Below are 17,004 nucleotides of genomic sequence, written 5' to 3'. Positions count from 1 at the left end.
GGCCGCCGCGCGCCGAGGCGCCGAGTCACGGCTCCTGCGCCGCCTGACCGAGGCCGCCGACACCCTCGCCCCGCTGGGGATCACGATCACCGCCCTCGATGACCTCCAAGCCACCGCCGTCCTGAGCGGCTGCGCCAACCCCGAGGGACTGGTGTCGGCCGCCGCCGACGTGGCACCCCGCGAGGCCATCATCACCGCCACCGGATTCACCGACACCGACACCGACACCGATTTCGGCCGCGCCGACCCGTTCGCGCTCGACACTGGGTTCGCGCCGCAGTCGCTGACGATCGGCACCCGCCATCTCGAGATCGGCTCCGATTGGGCGGCGACCCTCGCGGTCACCGGATATCCGCGAGAAGTCACCGCCGGATGGCTCGCGCCGCTGTTGACCCATCCCGGTCGGGTCGAGGTCGCCGTGCACATCGATCCCGTCGACCCGGTCACCGCCGCCACCCGGCTCCGCCACCAACTGGCCCGGTTGGAGTCCTCCCGCATGCACGACGCCGGGCGGGGCCGACTGTCCGACCCGCACATCGACGTCGCGGTCGAGGACGCCGCCGAGTTGTCGGCGCGGGTCGCTCGCGCGGAGGCGCGGCTGTTCCGGGCCGGGGTGTATCTCACCGTGCACGCCGACACCGAAACGGAACTGGCCGATGAGGTCGCCGCGGTGCGGGCGTTGGCGGCGAGCCTGCTCATCGACACCTGCACCCTCGCCTACCGCGCCGCCCAAGCCTGGGCGACCACCCTGCCCCTGGGCCTCGATTTGATCCGGGTGCGGCGCACCTTCGACACCGCCGCCCTCGCTGCCGCGTTCCCGTTCGACTCCCCACAACTGCCCGCCGCCGACCCGGTCCACGCCGCACGCCCCGAGGGAGTGCTCTACGGCCGCGACGCCGCCTCAGGGTTGTTGTTCGTGGACCGGTTCGCTCCCGAGGCCCACAACCACAACATGGTGATCCTGGGCCGTAGCGGGGCGGGGAAGTCGTATCTGGTCAAGACCGAGATCCTGCGCTCGCTGTATCGCGGTATCGAGCAGGTCGTCATCGACCCCGAGGACGAATACCGGCGCCTCGCTACAGCGGTCGGCGGCACCCACATCCGCCTCGGCACCACCGGGGGGCGACTCAACCCGTTCGACCTGGAAATCCACACCCGCCCCGACGGACGGCGCAGCGCCCCCGCCGACGCCCTCACACGCCGGAAACTGTTCCTGCACACCCTCATCCACGTCCTGCTCGGTGACCAAACCTCCGCGCAACGCGCAGCCCTGGACACCGCCTTGACAGCCACCTATGCCGCTGTCGGGATCACCGACGACCCTGCCACCTGGACCCGACCCGCCCCGACACTGAGCCGATTGCGTGACCAACTGGGCCGCCTCGCCACGCCCGCCGCCGAAGAGTTGGCCGCCGCACTGCACCCCTACGTCGGTGGCGGGGCCTATGCGGGACTGTTGGACGGGGCGACCACCACCGACCCCGAGGGCGGGCTGGTGGTGTTCTCTCTGCGCGAGTTGCCCGAGGAATGCAAGACGATCGGGACCCTGCTGGTGTTGGACGCGACCTGGCGGCGAGTGTCGAGCCCGGCCGATCGGCGGCCTCGGATGATCACGGTGGACGAGGCGTGGCTGCTCATGCGTCAACCCGCCGCCGCGCAGTTCCTGTTCCGGGCGGCGAAGAGTTTCCGCAAACACTGGGCCGGGCTCACCGTCGCCACCCAGGACAGCGCCGATGTGCTCTCCACCGAGCTGGGGCGCGCGATCGTGTCCAACGCCGCCACCCAGATCCTGTTGCGCCAAGCCCCCCAAGCCATCGACGAGGTCGCCGCCGCGTTCCGGCTCTCCGAGGGCGAACAACAATTCCTGCTCTCAGCGGCACGCGGCAGCGGCCTACTCGCAGTCGGTGCCGACCGAGCCGTCTTCGCATCCCTGGCCTCACCCACCGAAAACGCTCTGATCACCACTGACCCCAGCGAACTCGCCACCAGCGACAGCGTCGACACCGACATCGATCTCGACCGGGTCCGGCCACTGGCACCGCTCACCGAACCCGACCCCGGCGACACCGCCACGGCAACCGCAGACCTCGCTGACGACGACATCGATGACGACAGCGGACAAGAGGTATTCCTCGATGGGCGGGCAACATGAGCCCGGATTCGCCACATGCGCGGTGCTGTCGCCGATCGCGGGGACCGGATTCACGCACCCCGATGGAGGGGGCGACACCCACCCGACGCCAAGACCAGATCAGCTGTCGCGCCGCCCGAATGCGCGGCTGTCGCCAGTTCGCGGCGCGTTCGGATTCCCATGTGTCCGACCCGGAATCAGCGGCACCACGTCCCGAGCGAGTCGCGGCCGAAGATCGCGCAGGAACCCGCATGGGTGGCGCGCGAGCAATCCGGGTTCGCTTGACACGGCCGGTTGTAGGGAGCGTTCATGGACCCGCATTCGGGGCACGAAGGAAACGACATCGACACGGGAAAGGAGATGAAATGACCCACACACCAAAAGAACTCGACTTCTCCATGCGTTCACGGAAGTCGCTGTCGTCGCGCCGTAATGCGAGCGGCATTTGTTCCTTGCTCGCGCGGGAACTGCCGAACGAAGCATGACAATCAAGAGTCCGTCCCGAAGGGTCAGCATGGATATTCCACCCGCACAAACAGATCCGACCGATGGTAAAAATGAAACTGCGGGAATCCCAGCGGAATCGCCTGTGGAAAGGGAACTTACAGTCGCGGTACCAACCGACGCACCGGTACTGTCGCCGTTCGCCGCAGCCCGGCTACTACATCTCGTTCGAAATGTTGCGATCACCTCCGACTACTTCGCCGGTCTGGAAGCCGGAAGCGACGACTATGGGAGCCGAGCAGCCTGATGAAGCTTTTCGCATTTCTGGGCCGAGTGTCCACCGAAGATCAACAGGATCCGGAAACCTCACGCAACTGGCAGCTCGCCAGAGCCCGGGCGTTGACCGAGCGGCACGGCGATATAGTCGCCGAATTCTTCGACGTGGGGCAGTCGCGCTCAATTCCGTGGAAACGTCGCCCGAAAGCCTCCAAGCTGCTCGAGTTACTCAAGCAGCCTGACCGAGGATTCGACGCCGTCGTCATCGGAGAACCGCAACGTGCCTTCTACGGCAACCAGTTCGGATTGACCTTCCCGGTGTTCACCCACTACGGCATCGAACTGTGGGTGCCCGAAGTCGGCGGTCCGATCGATCCCGAGTCCGAAGCACACGATCTGATCATGTCGGTCTTCGGCGGTATGTCGAAGGGGGAGCGCAGTCGAATCAAGATCCGAGTCCGAGCGGCGATGGCGGCCCAGGCCCAGGTCGAAGGACGTTATCTCGGCGGACGACCCCCATACGGTTATCGTCTCGCTGACGCCGGTCCTCATCCCAACCCCGGCAAGGCCGCCGAGGGAAGACGACTGCGTCGGCTCGAAGCCGACCCGCAAACGGCGCCGGTCGTGCGACGCATCTACAGCGAGTTCCTCACGGGGATAGGCATCTTCGCCATCGCGCAGCGCCTGACAGCCGATGAGATCCTGTGCCCCTCGGCTCACGACCGCAAGCGCAATTCACATCGGTCCGGTGCTGCCTGGTCCAAGAGCGCTGTCCGGGCGATCCTCGCCAATCCCCGCTACACCGGCCACGAGGTGTGGAACAAGCAGCGCAAGCAGGAATCGCTCATCGACGTGGACGACGTCGCCCTCGGCCACGACACCCGGCTGGCATGGAACCGGAAAACCGACTGGGTCTATTCCGATCAGCCGGTGCACGACGTGATCATCACGAAAGACACCTTCGAGCAGGTGCAGGCTCGATTCGCGTCGCGGAGCCCACGGTCACCCCGTGCGGTAGTCCGTCGCACTCACCCCTATGCGTTCAAGGGCCTCGTGACCCACGACACCTGCGGACGCAAGATGCAGGGCAACTGGTTCCGCGGCGCGGCCTTCTACCGATGCCGCTATCCACAGGAGTACGCCATCGCCAACAGCCTCGAACACCCCACCAACGTCTTCTTGAAAGAAGACATGCTCATCGACCCCATCGACAACTGGCTCGCAGAGGTTTTCGAACCCGAAAGAGTCGAATGCACACTGACCCAGTTGGAGTCCGCTCAACCCGATACGACAGCGACATCGGACCCACTACGCCGAGCGATCGCCGAATGCGACCGCAAACTCACCCGACACCGCGCCGCTCTGGAAGCCGGTGCAGACCCCGCGATGGTCGCCGCGTGGAGCAGCGACATACACCGCGAACGGACGGTCCTGGCCGCTCAACTCACGGCAGCGACGAATCACGCCACACTCGCTCACCGAATGAGCCGCGACGAAATCCGTCAACTGGTCGAGGCACTCGGTGGAATCCTGGCGATCCTGCGGGCCGCCGACCCCGGCGACAAGCTGGAGGTATACCGAGAACTCGGGCTGAAACTCACCTACAACCACCACGACCACGCGGTTACCGCCGAGACGAACCCACGGCCACGGGTTGGCGTACTGTCTGTGTCCGGAGGGGGACCAGGACACTCGAAATGTGGTATTTATGCACACTTTTCGTGTACATGCCATCACCATACCCCTTTTTCGTGTCCCTTCTCTTCGTGGGCCTTCAGCGTCGTCGAAGTGCGTTCGCTACGGGCAAGTGGATGCGGTTGCCCGGTGACTGCGACCAATGCCTGCGCGCATTCGACCAGGGATGCCTTCGTGTAGATCGGTGTCGCGGTCGTGCCCGGGTCTCGGTGGGCCGCGTACCGGCGTGCAACCGCTTCCCCGAACTCTCGCTCGACGAACGTCAAGGTGGTATGCCGTAGCCAGTGCACGGTCACACCTTTCGCGTCAGCCCAGGGTAGATACCGGCGGAATCGGCCGTGGAGGTTGTCGTAGCGTCGACCGGTGATCGGGTTTCCACCGCGGGTTCGCAGCACTCGGTGCTTGGCTTTCGCGGAACTTCCGCCCCGGTTCTCGACATGCTCGACGAGTCTGCGCATGAGCAGGGGAGTCACAGGATGCCACGCGTCCCCGCCGCCTTTGTGATGCAGCAGGACGGTGCAATCGCCTGCGCTCAACTCGTCCAGACGCAGTTTGAGCGCGGCTTCACGGCGGCATGCCGTCTCGATGTGCAGGCGCACGATCAGAGCGTCCAACTCGACATCGTTGCCCGTTTCAGACGCAACGCGCCCCAGCTCGGAAACCTGCTCTGGAGTCAAAGCGTGACGGCTACTTTCCAGCTTCCGTGGCATCGGAACCTTGGCCGCGGGGTTGTCCGCCGGAGCAATCAAGCTGTCCATCTCGGCGAAGCGGTACAAACACCGCACCGCGTGCAGGAAGTTCCTGGCCGCGCCCGTACCTCCACGCCAATTCGACCTGACCACGGCGTTGGCCTTGTGCCGATTCATCAGATGAAGGATCTCGGTGGGCGTCGGCTCGCTCAAACGCCGATGACCCCACGCAACCACGAGAATTCGCCAGTAAGTCGTGTAGCTCTCCCGCTGCAACACCGACACAGCGCACGACACCCGAGGAACGAACTCACCGAATGTCGGCACCTCGACACCCGCCACGGCGACATTCTTTCCCACGACCGTCAAGCCCAGCCGCGAGATCGCCTGCAGCAGTTCGGCCACCTCGGCGTCTTTCATCGCCCTTGCTGCCACGGGTCCGGGAAGTACGCCCACAGCGCCGCCGTCAACATCCGCGGCGGATACACCACGAGTACCTCATCCGCGAGGGACACGGCTATCAACACCCGATCACCCGCATACAGCCGACACTTGTTGCGGATATCGGATGGAAGTATGAGAAACCCGCGTTGTTGGAGCGGCTGGCCATCGCGCGACCGCCGAACCTTTACCACGCCGCGCTCCACGTCCATCGAAAGCGGTTGCCCTGGAGCCCAACCCAGCACTCTTACTGCAGATCTGGCAGCGAGTCGACCTCGGTTGTCGATGGTCGTGACCGAACAGTAGAGGGTTGGGATCGGTGCCTCGTCCAGGGCCGCCGGGAACGCGAAGTCCGCCAGTGCTTTCGACGGTGCCGAAGGGGCAGCGACAGTTTGGTACAACCCTTCGAACAAACCGGTGATCGGCTCGCGTTGCAGCTCGCTTGAGGACCAGCTTGGACCCGGCATGTCTTGCGGGCCATCGTTACTCGCACACGGCCGCTCAGTCACTGATCGGCTCCAGCCATGACCGCGGTGACCACACCGCTGAAGATCGAGAAATTCAACCTTTGCCCAGGCTGCCAACCCACCCGCGGGAAGCTGCGAGAACTCGGCACTCGCAGCCTGCCGTTTCTCATCGAATCCGCAACACATCGTCCCGTAACCGGCGGGGTTTGGCTGTAACGGACCAGAGGACTCACCCGCAATCCCCACCTGGGTCGAATCCCTGGGAGGGCGGCGGCGAAAAGCCAAAAGTCCAACATCGAAGACATGGGGCACCTCTTTCGCGCCCTGCCCACTGATTCTCCCAACATCCATAAAAGCCGATCCTGGCCGTTTGCGCCACAACTGGGGTGCGCGGTCCCTGCTAGCGTCGGTTGTGCGACACTGCCACCGACGGTCGGGAAATGCTGCCAGCTACGGGTACTGCGACGAAACCGTCGCTGCGGAAGTGTTCCTACCCGGTCGTCGGAGCGCATCGGCCGCTACCTTCCGGCGTGTCTTAACGTGACACGCCAAGAACCTCCTGCCACCAGCTACTTTCGGCAACTTTGAGTGGGTGTGTTTTCAGCGAGTCCTCGTCCGATTCTCGTGGGGGTCCAAGTCGGGAGGGGGTATCGACCAGTACGCCAACCTGCTGCAGCACCGAAAACTGCTGATCATCGGCAAATAGCGGTGGGGTCAGGTCAGGTGACTTGTGGTCATGACGACACCCCTGTGATTCGGTCCCACACGGCGTGAGAGAGTCGGTTATCGGTGGATGCAGGAACCAACCTGTAGTCGGTTTAGGGCTCACCATGCCCCTGGCACGGTGAGATCCACCGATCCCGATGAATTGCTCGCCTTCGCAAGGACAACGAGGGCGACATAGGTGCTGCGGTCGGGCGATGCTCATGACGTTGCCAACCCTCGCAGGGGGGACCCAGAGTAAAACCGCTGGTGATTGACCTCCCTGAAGCGATTCAGGCTCGTGGGGCCCAGCTCAGTTGGGCTGGGCGCTGACGAGAACCTTTGGGCAGCACCACCTGATGATTGGCGACGCTCGGAATTGGGCGTTGGGACCCGCCGGCCGCCTTGCCGCATGCTGTTCGATGGACACCGCCCAGGCCCGAGCCCCCAATGCCGGGAGCCCGAAGAGGAGAAGCCCCATGGGTGTGTCACAGACCAATATTCACCCGTGAAGCCATCCAGCGTCGACATCGAGACGTCGATCGCCAAGTTATAAACCATCAGGAAAAGCATGAAGTAGTAAACAATTCGAAGGACGCGTGCCGACATGCGCTTGAACCGGTAGGCCAGCAGCACGCGGCGCGTCAAGGAGTATCGATCCTCTGGCCTGCGGGACGGCTTCACGGACCGATCGATCAGAGCCGTCGCTTCCCCGAGCCACAATTAGGCGGTTTCACGTGCCGATTAGGTCTCATCAGGGCCCATGCCGAGTTCCCGCTGCGCCTTCCACCACTCGGTAGCAAAAGCGACCTTCCGTGCGGCGTCATCGTAAGCGCGCCTGTACTTCCCGCGCTCGGATCGGCGCTCGTATAGATCTCTCAAGACAATGCCGAATGCGCCGAGTAGTGCGGTGACTACCGGGACCAGCAGATCTCGAACCTCAAGGCCAAGCGTGACCGGCACCGCAAACCCATTCCACGACGACCGAACCTGATCGACGCGGTCGCCATCGCCCCGCACTGGCGCACGACCCAACAACCGCCAAACCCCGGACTCGACCCCTGGGGCGCTCGTATGAGGCTAAGCGAGGATCCCGGAGAAGAACTCTTCAGCTTGCCGAAATCTCTGTTCGAGGTTTCGGAGAGGCTCGTAGCGCGAACTGCGCATCGCATTCTCGAGGGTCGTCCGGGTGAGGATGGCGAACGCCATGGCGGCCCAGAGTCCCGGGCGAGGATCGAGATCAGAGTCCACATTCATCCGCTCCGCGAGTACTTCGGCGACCATCGCCTCCCACTGGCGCTGGCGTTCGGAATAGACCGCGCGGAGCCGGGGCGTCTCGTGGATCATCCTGATGATGGCCACTTCCACCGTTGGCCCGGTCCGGGTGGCTTCCTCGAAGGCGTCGTGGAGGACCTTCCACGGGGGTTGCCCGGAAGGATGCCGACGCAGGCTGGCGTGGATCGCCGGAGCGAAGTCGTCGAGAACGGTCAATACGACGTCCTCTTTCGAGGGGAAGTGTCGGTAGAAGGTCCGATGCGCGACACCGACCTCGGCGGCGATGTCGCTGATGGACACCGCGTCGAAGCCTCGCTCTACGAACAATGCGAGCGCCGCCCGCTGGATTTCGTCGCGCGCTGCCGAGCGTTGGCGGTCGCGCAGCGATTGGCGAGACATCCAGACCCCCTCCGTATTCGTTTCGGTTCGCGACCGTCGGGCCGACGTACGCCGAACAGTTCCCTCTAGCTGTTTCATCCTGTCACAGCCGGTCGTGACGACTAGGAGGAGGCGTGGAGCATGCCGGGACGCGAACCGGGCTTTCATCTCTGTAATCGCAGGTCAGGAGTTGTCATAGAATGATGTCTTGTCATATCGATCACTTGTGTCATAGTGTGACTCCACTGACTTTCGCTACACGCCCGCCTAGGGGGAAGGCATATAGGAGGCGGCCTCGATGGCACTGTTGGCCCGGCCGACATTCGACTTCGATCACCATTCGCATTACCCCAAGGTCGCTGCGGCGATACTGGCCAGCACGCAGGCGAGCTATCGGGCCGTCCCGTGGTTCCGGCCGGACCGGTACGACCTGAAACTCCAGGTAGCCGGGCTCACCGACGGCCACCACAGCGTCGTCGTACGGGGCTCGGTGGCGGACGGCGCATTCTGCGCGCTCTACTTCCGCGGGAAACGACCGGTGGCAGCGGAATGCGTCAACCGCCCGGCCGACTTCATGGCCGCTCGCGGCCCACTGAACCATGGGCGCACGATCGACGCCGAGCGAGCCGGCGACACTACGGTTTCGCTGAAGACGCTACAGCGCGACATCGTGGCCGACATTGTGGAGGTGGCGGTGTGACCGGGCCAGAATCTGGCCCCTCAGAGCCCGGCGAGCCCCAGAGCGAAGCTGCAATTTCCGACTTCGGTCTCGACTGGACTATTCACACGCAGTTTCTGACATACATCGCGTCGATGGCTGACGGACGCTGGTCGGCTACGGACGGTGCGGCACCGGCACCCAAAGGAGGTGGTGGACGATTCCGCTACGAATTCGCCGGCGTCTTGGAATTTCCGGAAGGCCGAGCCATCTGCTTCCGCGGCGACGTTGGATTCTCCGGGCACCACGGGATGCTCTTCGTCCGGATCGCCGACCCCGTCATCGTATTGGGCGACCAATCAGCGATCGTGACGGTGGCGGCGCCTGAGGCGAGCGCCTCCGCGGGCCGGATTCCGCTGGCCCACTTCTCCCTCGTCCAGCTCGCCAACGCGCCGAGGGAGATAGGCCGGAACTGCTTGCGGGGAGTCGATTTGCGGCTCACGGCTGAGGGGGCCGAACTTTTCGGCGGTGTTTACCCCGTGGGGGAGCGGTTCGACCCGCTCCACCTCGTCCTGCCCTCGGATATCCGGATTGATGCCGCGTAAGACAAGACATCGTTTCGAACATGGACCTGTTCTGGAAGATGGCCGAGCATCTGATGGAACTCACCTATATCGAGACCGCCCTCGCGGCCTCGTTCGGAATTGATCCCACTGCATCCGCAGTACGCCACCTAACGCCGAGGAGGACCTCGTGGTCGTTACCAGCATCGATCCCGTACTCGATGCTCAGCATCCCGTACCGCCGGGCGAATTCTTCGACCCGCCGCCCAGCGCGGGCCAAGATTGGCAGACCGCGCCGCCGTGGTTCGACGGTGCGGGCTGGATCATGCCGATGGGCGGTTTCCTGCTGCGTTCGGGAGACCGGACGATCCTGGTCGACGCGGGACTGGGACCGAACATCGATATCGTCGAAACGCGCGGAAAGCTGTTCGACTCGCTCGCCGATCTTGGCGTCACACCCGAGCAGATCACCGATGTCGTGTTCACCCACCTGCACTTGGACCACGTCGGCTGGGTCGCTCCTGCGGGTGAACCGATCTTCACTCACGCCCGGCACCACTGCCACCGCGCTGATTACGACTGGATGCGTGCTGATCCCGGCAGCAACCCTGCCACGGCCGCGGTGACCGCTACCATCCGTGCCGTTTCCGACCTTCTCGACTTAGCCGAGGGGGAGCGAACGGAGATCGCGGATTCGGTCGCGCTGCGGCTGTTCGCCGGTCATACGCCGGGCAACTGCCTCGTCGAGATCGAGACCGGCGAAGCACGAGTATTGCTGCTGGGGGACACCGCGCATCACCCCGTACTCCTGGTCGAGGATGCGTGGACCGACCGCCTGGACGAAGATCGCGGCGCGGCAGCCAGGGCCCGCGACCGGCTCGCGCAGGAGATGGAACGTACCGGAGCTATCGGTCTTGGCGCACACTTCCCGGGGACCCAGGGCGGCCGCATCATCCGTGACAAACAGGGCGCACGGCAGTGGCAGCCGATCCCGAGCAACCGAATCCATACGAACTGAACGCACATGAAAGGAATCGGCAGGTGAAAACTGTCCGACTCGGCAAGAGCGGCCTGGAGATGAGCGGCCTCATCATGGGCATGATGACCTACGGTGACCCCGAGCAGGGCTACCCGTCGTGGACCATCGGCCTCGATGAGGCCCGTCCGTTCGTCCGCCGCGCCTACGAGGCGGGTATCACGACCTTCGACACCTCCAACGCGTATTCCAGCGGGACGAGCGAGGAGATCCTTGGCACCCTGACCAGGGAGTTGGGTCCGCGCGAAGAGTTCCAGATCGCGACGAAGGTCTACGCGCATCAGCGCCCGTCTCGCAACGGATCCGGACTGAGCCGGGTCGCCATCATGCACGAGATCGACGCCTCGCTGCGCCGTCTCGGGACCGACTACGTCGATCTGTATCAGATCCATGCTTTCGATCCGAATACACCGATCGAAGAGACGATGGAAGCGCTGCACGATGTGGTCAAGGCCGGCAAAGCCCGCTATATCGGCGCATGCAATGTGCTGGTGTGGCAGCTCGCGCTCATGCAGAACGCGGCGGAACGGCATGGATGGACGAAGTTCGTGTCGAATCAGCTGCATTACAACTTGCTGGTGCGGGAGCTGGAACGCGAGGTCGCGCCTTATGCCGAAGCCACGGGAATGGGGATTCTGCCGTGGAGCTCGCTCGCGCGCGGACGGCTCACCCGGCCGTGGGGCTCGGAAGGGTCCGGGCGTGAGGCCAGCGACACACTGGCGCCACAGCTGTATACCCGTGACGAGGAATCGCACAAGCGGGTCGTGACCGCTGTGCAGGAGGTTGCCGAGGCTCGCGGGGCGCCGATGGCGCAGGTCGCGGTGTCCTGGGTGGCGAATAAATCCCCGGTGGCGGCGCCGATTGTGGGTGCCACGAAGGAACGCCATATCGACGACGCCGTCGCCGGTCTCGAACTCGAACTCACCACCGAGGAGATCACCAAGCTCGAAGCGGCGAACACCCTGGTCCGCAACGGAATCATCTGAATCCTCAGCCGCTGCCCCGCCGGGCCGCGCACCACAACACCGTCCATTCGGTGAACATCCGATTAGGAGAAGAAGATATGCCCGACAGAGACACAGTCATCGCATCGGTTCCGACCGGGCTGTGGGTCGGTGGTGAACAGGTGCCGGCCGTCGACGGACGCACATTTTCGGTGTTCGATCCGGCCGATGGCCAGGTGCTGACCGAGGTCGCCGCGGCCGGCTCCGCCGATGGCGCCCGCGCGCTGGACGCCGCAGTGAAGGCACAGCCCGAGTGGGCCGCCACCCCGGCCCGCGAGCGTGCCGAAATGGGCCATTCCAGCACGCGTTGGCCGAACTGCCGGTGGCATTCCCACCTTCCCCACCCCTCTGCCGGCACGCTGAGATCGCGCCGCGCCGTCACCGACGGGACGCATCCCTTACGTCAGCGTCCCGGGTGCACATCTCCCACCAATAGGCCGCCGCCACTGTTGCGTACGCAACGATCACGGTGGCCACCGCCAGGCCGACTGTCACCACCACACCGATCACGTAGACACTCCCTCCCCCGCGGGCATTCACCGCCGTGCCGCGCTTCGCTACGGGCCGAGCCGAATCACACGACGAAAGCTAGTTCCTCGTCTAGAAATGATGTCCCAGTAGCTCCGTATTCACAGCTTCGTGGCGACGCGGGCATCGTGCGACGGCAGAACTACCCGGCCCATATCTATTTTCGACCCCGGGCTGAAGGCCAGATTTTGAAGCACCTAGTTTATATATATATTCAACATTTCACTTTTGCGTTTCCGCCCTGCAAGAGGGAGGGCTTGACCCACACGCAATATAAGGTCCTAGGTCGTGTCTACGGCTCTGCACCAGTGGCTTCGCATGACAGAACTCACGGGCGCGCTCTACAGCACGAGAAGCGGCCTTACCTATCAAATTACGCAGCTGGAGAACGCCGGTCTGGTCCGGCGCGAAACGTGCCCGACCGATGTGCGAGGCGTGATAAGGTCCGCCGTGTCCTGGTCGATGCACTCAGTCCCGACCAGCAGGAAGCTGTCGCGACGAGTCTGGACGATGTGGTCCGCCATCTGACGGCAGCCGGCGATACGTCCGACTCGATGTCTTAGACTGCAGATTTCCGAGTTGCGGAGCCGGCGTCCGCTTCGATTGGGGCAGACACGATTACGGGCCCGAGAACAGCCGTTCATTCGGCAGTCTGGTCATCGGCAATCGGTCGTCGACCTCGCGCACAACGAGTTCGATCGAGCACCACGGTCTCCTCTGCCAGTCGCAAATCAACTGGTACGCCGCGGTGACCGTTGCGCGATAGTCGAAAGCGATGCCGTTCAGCCAGATCCGCAGACGAACGTCACCATCGATCGGACCCCACGCGCCTCCGGCCGACTTCATCAGGCCACCGAACCCGTCCTCGGCGAATCGTTCGTGAGCGATGCCGATCCAGGAGCGCCCAGGAGTCCGTGCTCGAGTCATCGCACTTCCTCGGCTCGACGATGAGCGAACCCCGGACGCTTCGTAGTCGAGTCGCGGCGCCCTGCTTGCAATCTCGATCCGTACCGATGCCGAGGACTGTTGCGGCTGCCTCGCGGCGTGTGCGCTACTGAGACCACTTCACTGCCGATTCTGCGGGTAGTTCATGACCGTCCTCGAGCGATAGTGCGGGTTCGTTCGCTCCCAGCATTCGTTGTTCAAGCCCTTTGTTCGAGCTGTCGTAGCTGTTCTCGCAGTTGCGAATTGCGCTCGAGAGCCCAGTCCGTCAACGGGTTGACCACGCCGCGCAGCGCGGAGATCGGCGCCCACCTACGGGGAACCATGATGCGTGGAGATCGCGACTCGAGGCCTTCCACGATACGAGCGGCGACGGTCTCGGGCTCGATCGCCTCCGCGAGGAATCGAGGATAGAGCTGCCGACGCATCGCGGTGACGAGATCGTTGCCGCCGAAGGCGCTCTGCGCGATCGGCGTACGCACCCATCCCGGATACAGCACGCCCGCGGTGGCTCCGTGCACGGCGAGTTCGGTGCGAAGTGCCCGGCCGAATTGTTCGACACCGGCTTTGGACATGGCGTACGCGGCGTTGATCGTTCCGTTGAAGTACGCGTAGACCGAGGCCGTGACGAGCACATGGCCCTTGCTTGCGACGATCTGGGGCAGCGTCGCACGCACGGTCCGGACCACACCGAGCAGGTCGACCTCGATGATGCGCTCGAATTCGGTTGGGTCGCTGGTGAAGATGGTGCTGGGCGCGGCAGCGGCGATACCCGCGTTGGCGAAGGTGACGTCGATGCCGCCGAATTTCTCCACCGACTGTTCGACCGCGTCCGTGAGGCTGTCGGGGTCTGTGACATCGAGTGCGAGAGGCAGCACGCGGCTCCCACCCAGCCGATTCGCGAGCCGCTCCGCACCATCCAGGTGTATGTCGGTGAGCACGATGTTGGCGCCGCGGGTGTGGAGTGCGATGGCGCTGGCGGCACCGATGCCGCCGGCTGCGCCGGTGATGAGGATCGTCTTTCCGGCGAGGGGCCAGATCTCGGACAACGTTCTCTCCTTTGGTCAGTCTGCGGTTGCGGTATGGCGGTCGATAGCTCGGTGGTCGTGCCAACCGGCCGGGGCGGCCAGTTCAGCGGCGTGGGCGATGGTGGTGTCCTTCCAGGCGACGCGGTCCAGCACCGGGCGGAAGAGGCCGGGCGCTTTGGCGATGAGCGAGTTGCGTTTCGGCACCACGATCAGCTCGGAGCGCCGTTCGATGCCGCGCACGATGCCGCGCACGACCGTGGCGCTGGGCACCATCTTGAACAGACCTTTCTCATTGCCGCCCCAAAGCACTCGACCGGCGGGGTCGGCGATGATGTCGTCCATCATCGGGGTGCGGAAGAAGGTCGAGTGCACGCTGCCGACTCCGACACCCCGATGGCGCAGTTCGAGGCGGATGCTGTCGCACATCGCCCAGACACCGGCTTTGGTGGCCGTATACGACGCTTGCAACGGGGAGTGGACGAACGCGGCCATCGAGGAAATCGCCAACAGATAGCCGTGATTGGCCTGCACGCCGGGCAGCCCGGCGCGGAAGGTGCGCCACACCCCGGTGAGGTTGATGTCGACGACACGTTCGAAGGCCGCGGGATCCAGGGTGGCCATGGGAGCCATGGTGTCGATTCCGGCATTGGCGATGACGACATCGAGACGGCCGAAATGCTCGCTGGCCGCGTTCATCGCGTCGGTCAGGCCGGTCATGTCGCGGACATCCGCATGCCAACCGCGAGCCTGACGCGCAGTGCCGAGCGCGGCCGCTTGCGCACGCACGTTATCGGCGTCGATATCCAGGAGTGCCAGGTTCGCTCCGCGGGCACGCAGGGCTCGGGCCAATTCACTGCCGAGCCCACCGGTGGAACCCGTCAACGCGACGGTGCGGCCTGCGAGTGGATAGCGGGTCATCGTTCGGACTCCTCGACGGTGATGCGCGGTGCGACGTGAGCGTGCAGGAAGGCGATCTGGTCGGCCACGACGCGCTCGAACCAGTCACCGACGTAGATATCGAAATGCCCCGCGGGATACAGCGCGATCTCCCCGCGGGGAGCCTTACGCGCATGGCGCAGAGTGGCTTTCGCCGGTGCGACCGCATCCAGTTCGCAGATGGCGAACATGATCGGGCAGCTCACCTTCGCGGCGCTGCGCCCCGGGATGTGCAGAGTGATAGACAATGCGACCCGGGCGGCGACTTCGTTGGCGAACGGAGCGGAGTTTGGCACCAACGCTAGATAGCCCGGCTCCGAATCCGGCGACGCCATCAGCGCGGTCGAACCCGGCCGCCCCGCCGTGGTGATCATTACCGGCTCCCTGCCCACATATGCCCCGATCAGATCGCGCGCCGCTCGCGCGGTGACACGCAGAGCGTTCGAAGGCTGCATCGCCAGTACGGAGGCGAAACCGTCGGTGAAAGGACACTGCGCGACCACCGCCGCGATGTCGCCATCACCGGCAGCGGCCACCAGGACGTGTCCGCCACCGAAGGACGTTCCCCACAACACGATGCGGCTCGTGTCGACCACGTTCAGCGAGCGCGCGAACGCGATCGCCGCGGCCCAGTCCGCGAGCTGCTCACGAATGTCGATCAGCTGGCGTGGCGTGCCGTCGCTGGCCCCGAAGTGCCGGTAGTCGAAAACCAGGCAGGCATACCCGGCGGCACGGAAACGCTCGGCGTAGGCGTCGAGCCGCATCTCGCGGATACCGCCCAGACCGTGCGCCATGACGATGATCGGGGCCGGACCGCCGGCCGGCAGATACAGCCACGCACCGCATTCCACCCCCGCGGGGCCGGACGGGAACCGGACTTCGAGGCGATCGCCCATCGGCTAACTCCTTTGCTCTCGCTGGTCGACCATTACCGGCACCACACAGTATATGGGATAGGTTCCAAGTATGGAAGTGATTCCAACAATGGAAGCCACTCCATGATGACCGTACAGTGGGCACATGAACTCCGCAGGCGGTGACACGGACGGCACGGCGGGTTTCAGCCACCCAGCAAGCGATCGTCGACGCCGCCGAAAGCCTGGTCCTCGCCCACGGAGCCGACGCCCTCACCCTGGACGCCGTCGCTGAGCGGGCCGACGTCGCGGTACAGACCATCTACAACCGGATCGGCGGGCGCTCGGCCTTGCTGATCGCGGTCGCCGAACGAGCGCTGGAACAGAACCGCCAGTACATGGACGACGCCTACGCCGCGCCCGGCTCGCCCCGGGCACGGATCCTGCGAGCAGCCGAGGCGTACGCCCGGTTCGCCGCCGAACGACCACACCAATTCCGGCTGCTCATCGACCCGCCCAACGAACCACGCGCGCTCGCACGCGTCGCCGATCTCATCGAGGAACAGAACACGAAACTCGCCGCCGCGTTGTCGGATGGACTCGCCGACGGAACCATAGACCCGAACCTCGATCCCGAGCTCAGCTCGACCGCACTGTGGGCAGCGATGAACGGTGTGCTGGCCCTGAACTGGCGCGCCGACCGGCTGCGCGCCGACGGCCACCGCATGCGACTGCTCGTCGCGACCGTCATCGGTCTGCTCGACAGAGGCATCCGCCCGGTCGATGGGGACTGACAGCCATATTCGAGGAATTCAGGCACCGTTGTCGAATATCGGGCTGCCATAGACCGATACGAATTCCTCGCAGGTACCGTCAGTACCGCATACCGGTGGTAGTTGTTTGCATGCTGGGTCGGTGGCATCTGCCATAGGGCAACGTCGCGACCTGGTTCCGTGT

General features: G+C 64.5%; 13 protein-coding genes and 2 pseudogenes. 9 read left to right on the top strand and 6 right to left on the bottom strand.

The window, feature by feature from the left end; genetic code table 11:
• On the top strand, nt 1–2,152 hold a 2,152-nt coding region (locus NA5_RS15110), incomplete at its 5' end, for a VirB4 family type IV secretion system protein (RefSeq protein WP_063813405.1).
• Nucleotides 2,153–2,881: 729 nt separating this feature from the next.
• Nucleotides 2,882–4,726, top strand: a complete 1,845-nt coding sequence (locus NA5_RS15100) for a recombinase family protein (RefSeq protein WP_084484153.1) — start codon at nt 2,882–2,884, stop codon at nt 4,724–4,726.
• 47 nt (nt 4,727–4,773) lie between these two features.
• Here the strand turns inward: NA5_RS15100 and NA5_RS42205 are convergent.
• Nucleotides 4,774–5,256, bottom strand: a pseudogene (locus tag NA5_RS42205) (tyrosine-type recombinase/integrase); the annotation flags it as partial.
• A gap of 2,669 nt (nt 5,257–7,925) precedes the next feature.
• Nucleotides 7,926–8,519 carry a TetR family transcriptional regulator gene (locus NA5_RS15080; protein ID WP_062986240.1) on the bottom strand — a complete coding sequence of 198 codons (594 nt, stop codon included), beginning with the start codon at nt 8,517–8,519 and terminating at the stop codon, nt 7,926–7,928.
• Nucleotides 8,520–8,796: 277 nt separating this feature from the next.
• Between NA5_RS15080 and NA5_RS15075 the strand changes: the two genes are divergently transcribed.
• From NA5_RS15075 to NA5_RS43190, 6 genes and pseudogenes are all read left to right on the top strand, one after another.
• On the top strand, nt 8,797–9,198 hold the full coding sequence (locus NA5_RS15075; protein ID WP_062986238.1) for an oxidoreductase C-terminal domain-containing protein: 402 nt from the start codon (nt 8,797–8,799) through the stop codon (nt 9,196–9,198).
• Complete coding sequence (locus NA5_RS15070) at nt 9,195–9,761, top strand: HtaA domain-containing protein (protein WP_062986236.1); 567 nt, start codon at nt 9,195–9,197, stop codon at nt 9,759–9,761. The genes NA5_RS15075 and NA5_RS15070 overlap by 4 nt, the downstream gene beginning before the upstream one ends.
• Before the next feature lie 148 nt (nt 9,762–9,909).
• Nucleotides 9,910–10,737, top strand: a complete 828-nt coding sequence (locus tag NA5_RS15065; RefSeq protein ID WP_062986234.1) for an MBL fold metallo-hydrolase — start codon at nt 9,910–9,912, stop codon at nt 10,735–10,737.
• Nucleotides 10,738–10,760: 23 nt separating this feature from the next.
• Nucleotides 10,761–11,741, top strand: coding sequence for an aldo/keto reductase (locus tag NA5_RS15060; protein ID WP_062986263.1), 981 nt, complete (start codon nt 10,761–10,763; stop codon nt 11,739–11,741).
• 77 nt (nt 11,742–11,818) lie between these two features.
• Nucleotides 11,819–12,049, top strand: a pseudogene (locus NA5_RS40380) (aldehyde dehydrogenase family protein); the annotation flags it as partial.
• 556 nt (nt 12,050–12,605) lie between these two features.
• Nucleotides 12,606–12,815 (top strand): MarR family transcriptional regulator, encoded by a 210-nt coding sequence (locus NA5_RS43190; protein ID WP_084484150.1) that lies wholly within the window; start codon nt 12,606–12,608, stop codon nt 12,813–12,815.
• A gap of 90 nt (nt 12,816–12,905) precedes the next feature.
• Here the strand turns inward: NA5_RS43190 and NA5_RS15050 are convergent, their stop codons facing one another.
• From NA5_RS15050 to NA5_RS15035, 4 genes are all read right to left on the bottom strand, one after another.
• Nucleotides 12,906–13,214: a hypothetical protein gene (locus NA5_RS15050; RefSeq protein WP_062986225.1), complete on the bottom strand. Its 309-nt coding sequence runs from the start codon at nt 13,212–13,214 to the stop codon at nt 12,906–12,908.
• A gap of 215 nt (nt 13,215–13,429) precedes the next feature.
• On the bottom strand, nt 13,430–14,278 hold the full coding sequence (locus NA5_RS15045) for a short-chain dehydrogenase/reductase (protein ID WP_245672243.1): 849 nt from the start codon (nt 14,276–14,278) through the stop codon (nt 13,430–13,432).
• A 15-nt stretch (nt 14,279–14,293) separates the two neighbouring features.
• Entirely contained in the window at nt 14,294–15,175 is an 882-nt protein-coding gene (locus tag NA5_RS15040; RefSeq protein WP_062986223.1) for an SDR family NAD(P)-dependent oxidoreductase, read from the bottom strand.
• The gene (locus NA5_RS15035) at nt 15,172–16,089 is read right to left on the bottom strand and encodes an alpha/beta hydrolase (protein WP_062986221.1); all 918 of its coding nucleotides are present in this window, start codon (nt 16,087–16,089) and stop codon (nt 15,172–15,174) included. Before NA5_RS15035 ends, NA5_RS15040 begins: the two co-directional genes overlap by 4 nt.
• A gap of 140 nt (nt 16,090–16,229) precedes the next feature.
• Here NA5_RS15035 and NA5_RS15030 point away from each other — a divergent pair, with 140 nt between their 5' ends.
• On the top strand, nt 16,230–16,841 hold the full coding sequence (locus NA5_RS15030; RefSeq protein ID WP_062986220.1) for a TetR/AcrR family transcriptional regulator: 612 nt from the start codon (nt 16,230–16,232) through the stop codon (nt 16,839–16,841).
• Nucleotides 16,842–17,004 lie beyond the last annotated feature (163 nt).

Origin of the sequence: Nocardia anaemiae NBRC 100462 (assembly GCF_001612725.1) — a bacterium.
Classification (GTDB): Bacteria; Actinomycetota; Actinomycetes; order Mycobacteriales; family Mycobacteriaceae; genus Nocardia; species Nocardia anaemiae.
Note: the sequence above shows the minus strand (reverse complement) of the source record. Positions and strands in the feature narration are given on the sequence as shown.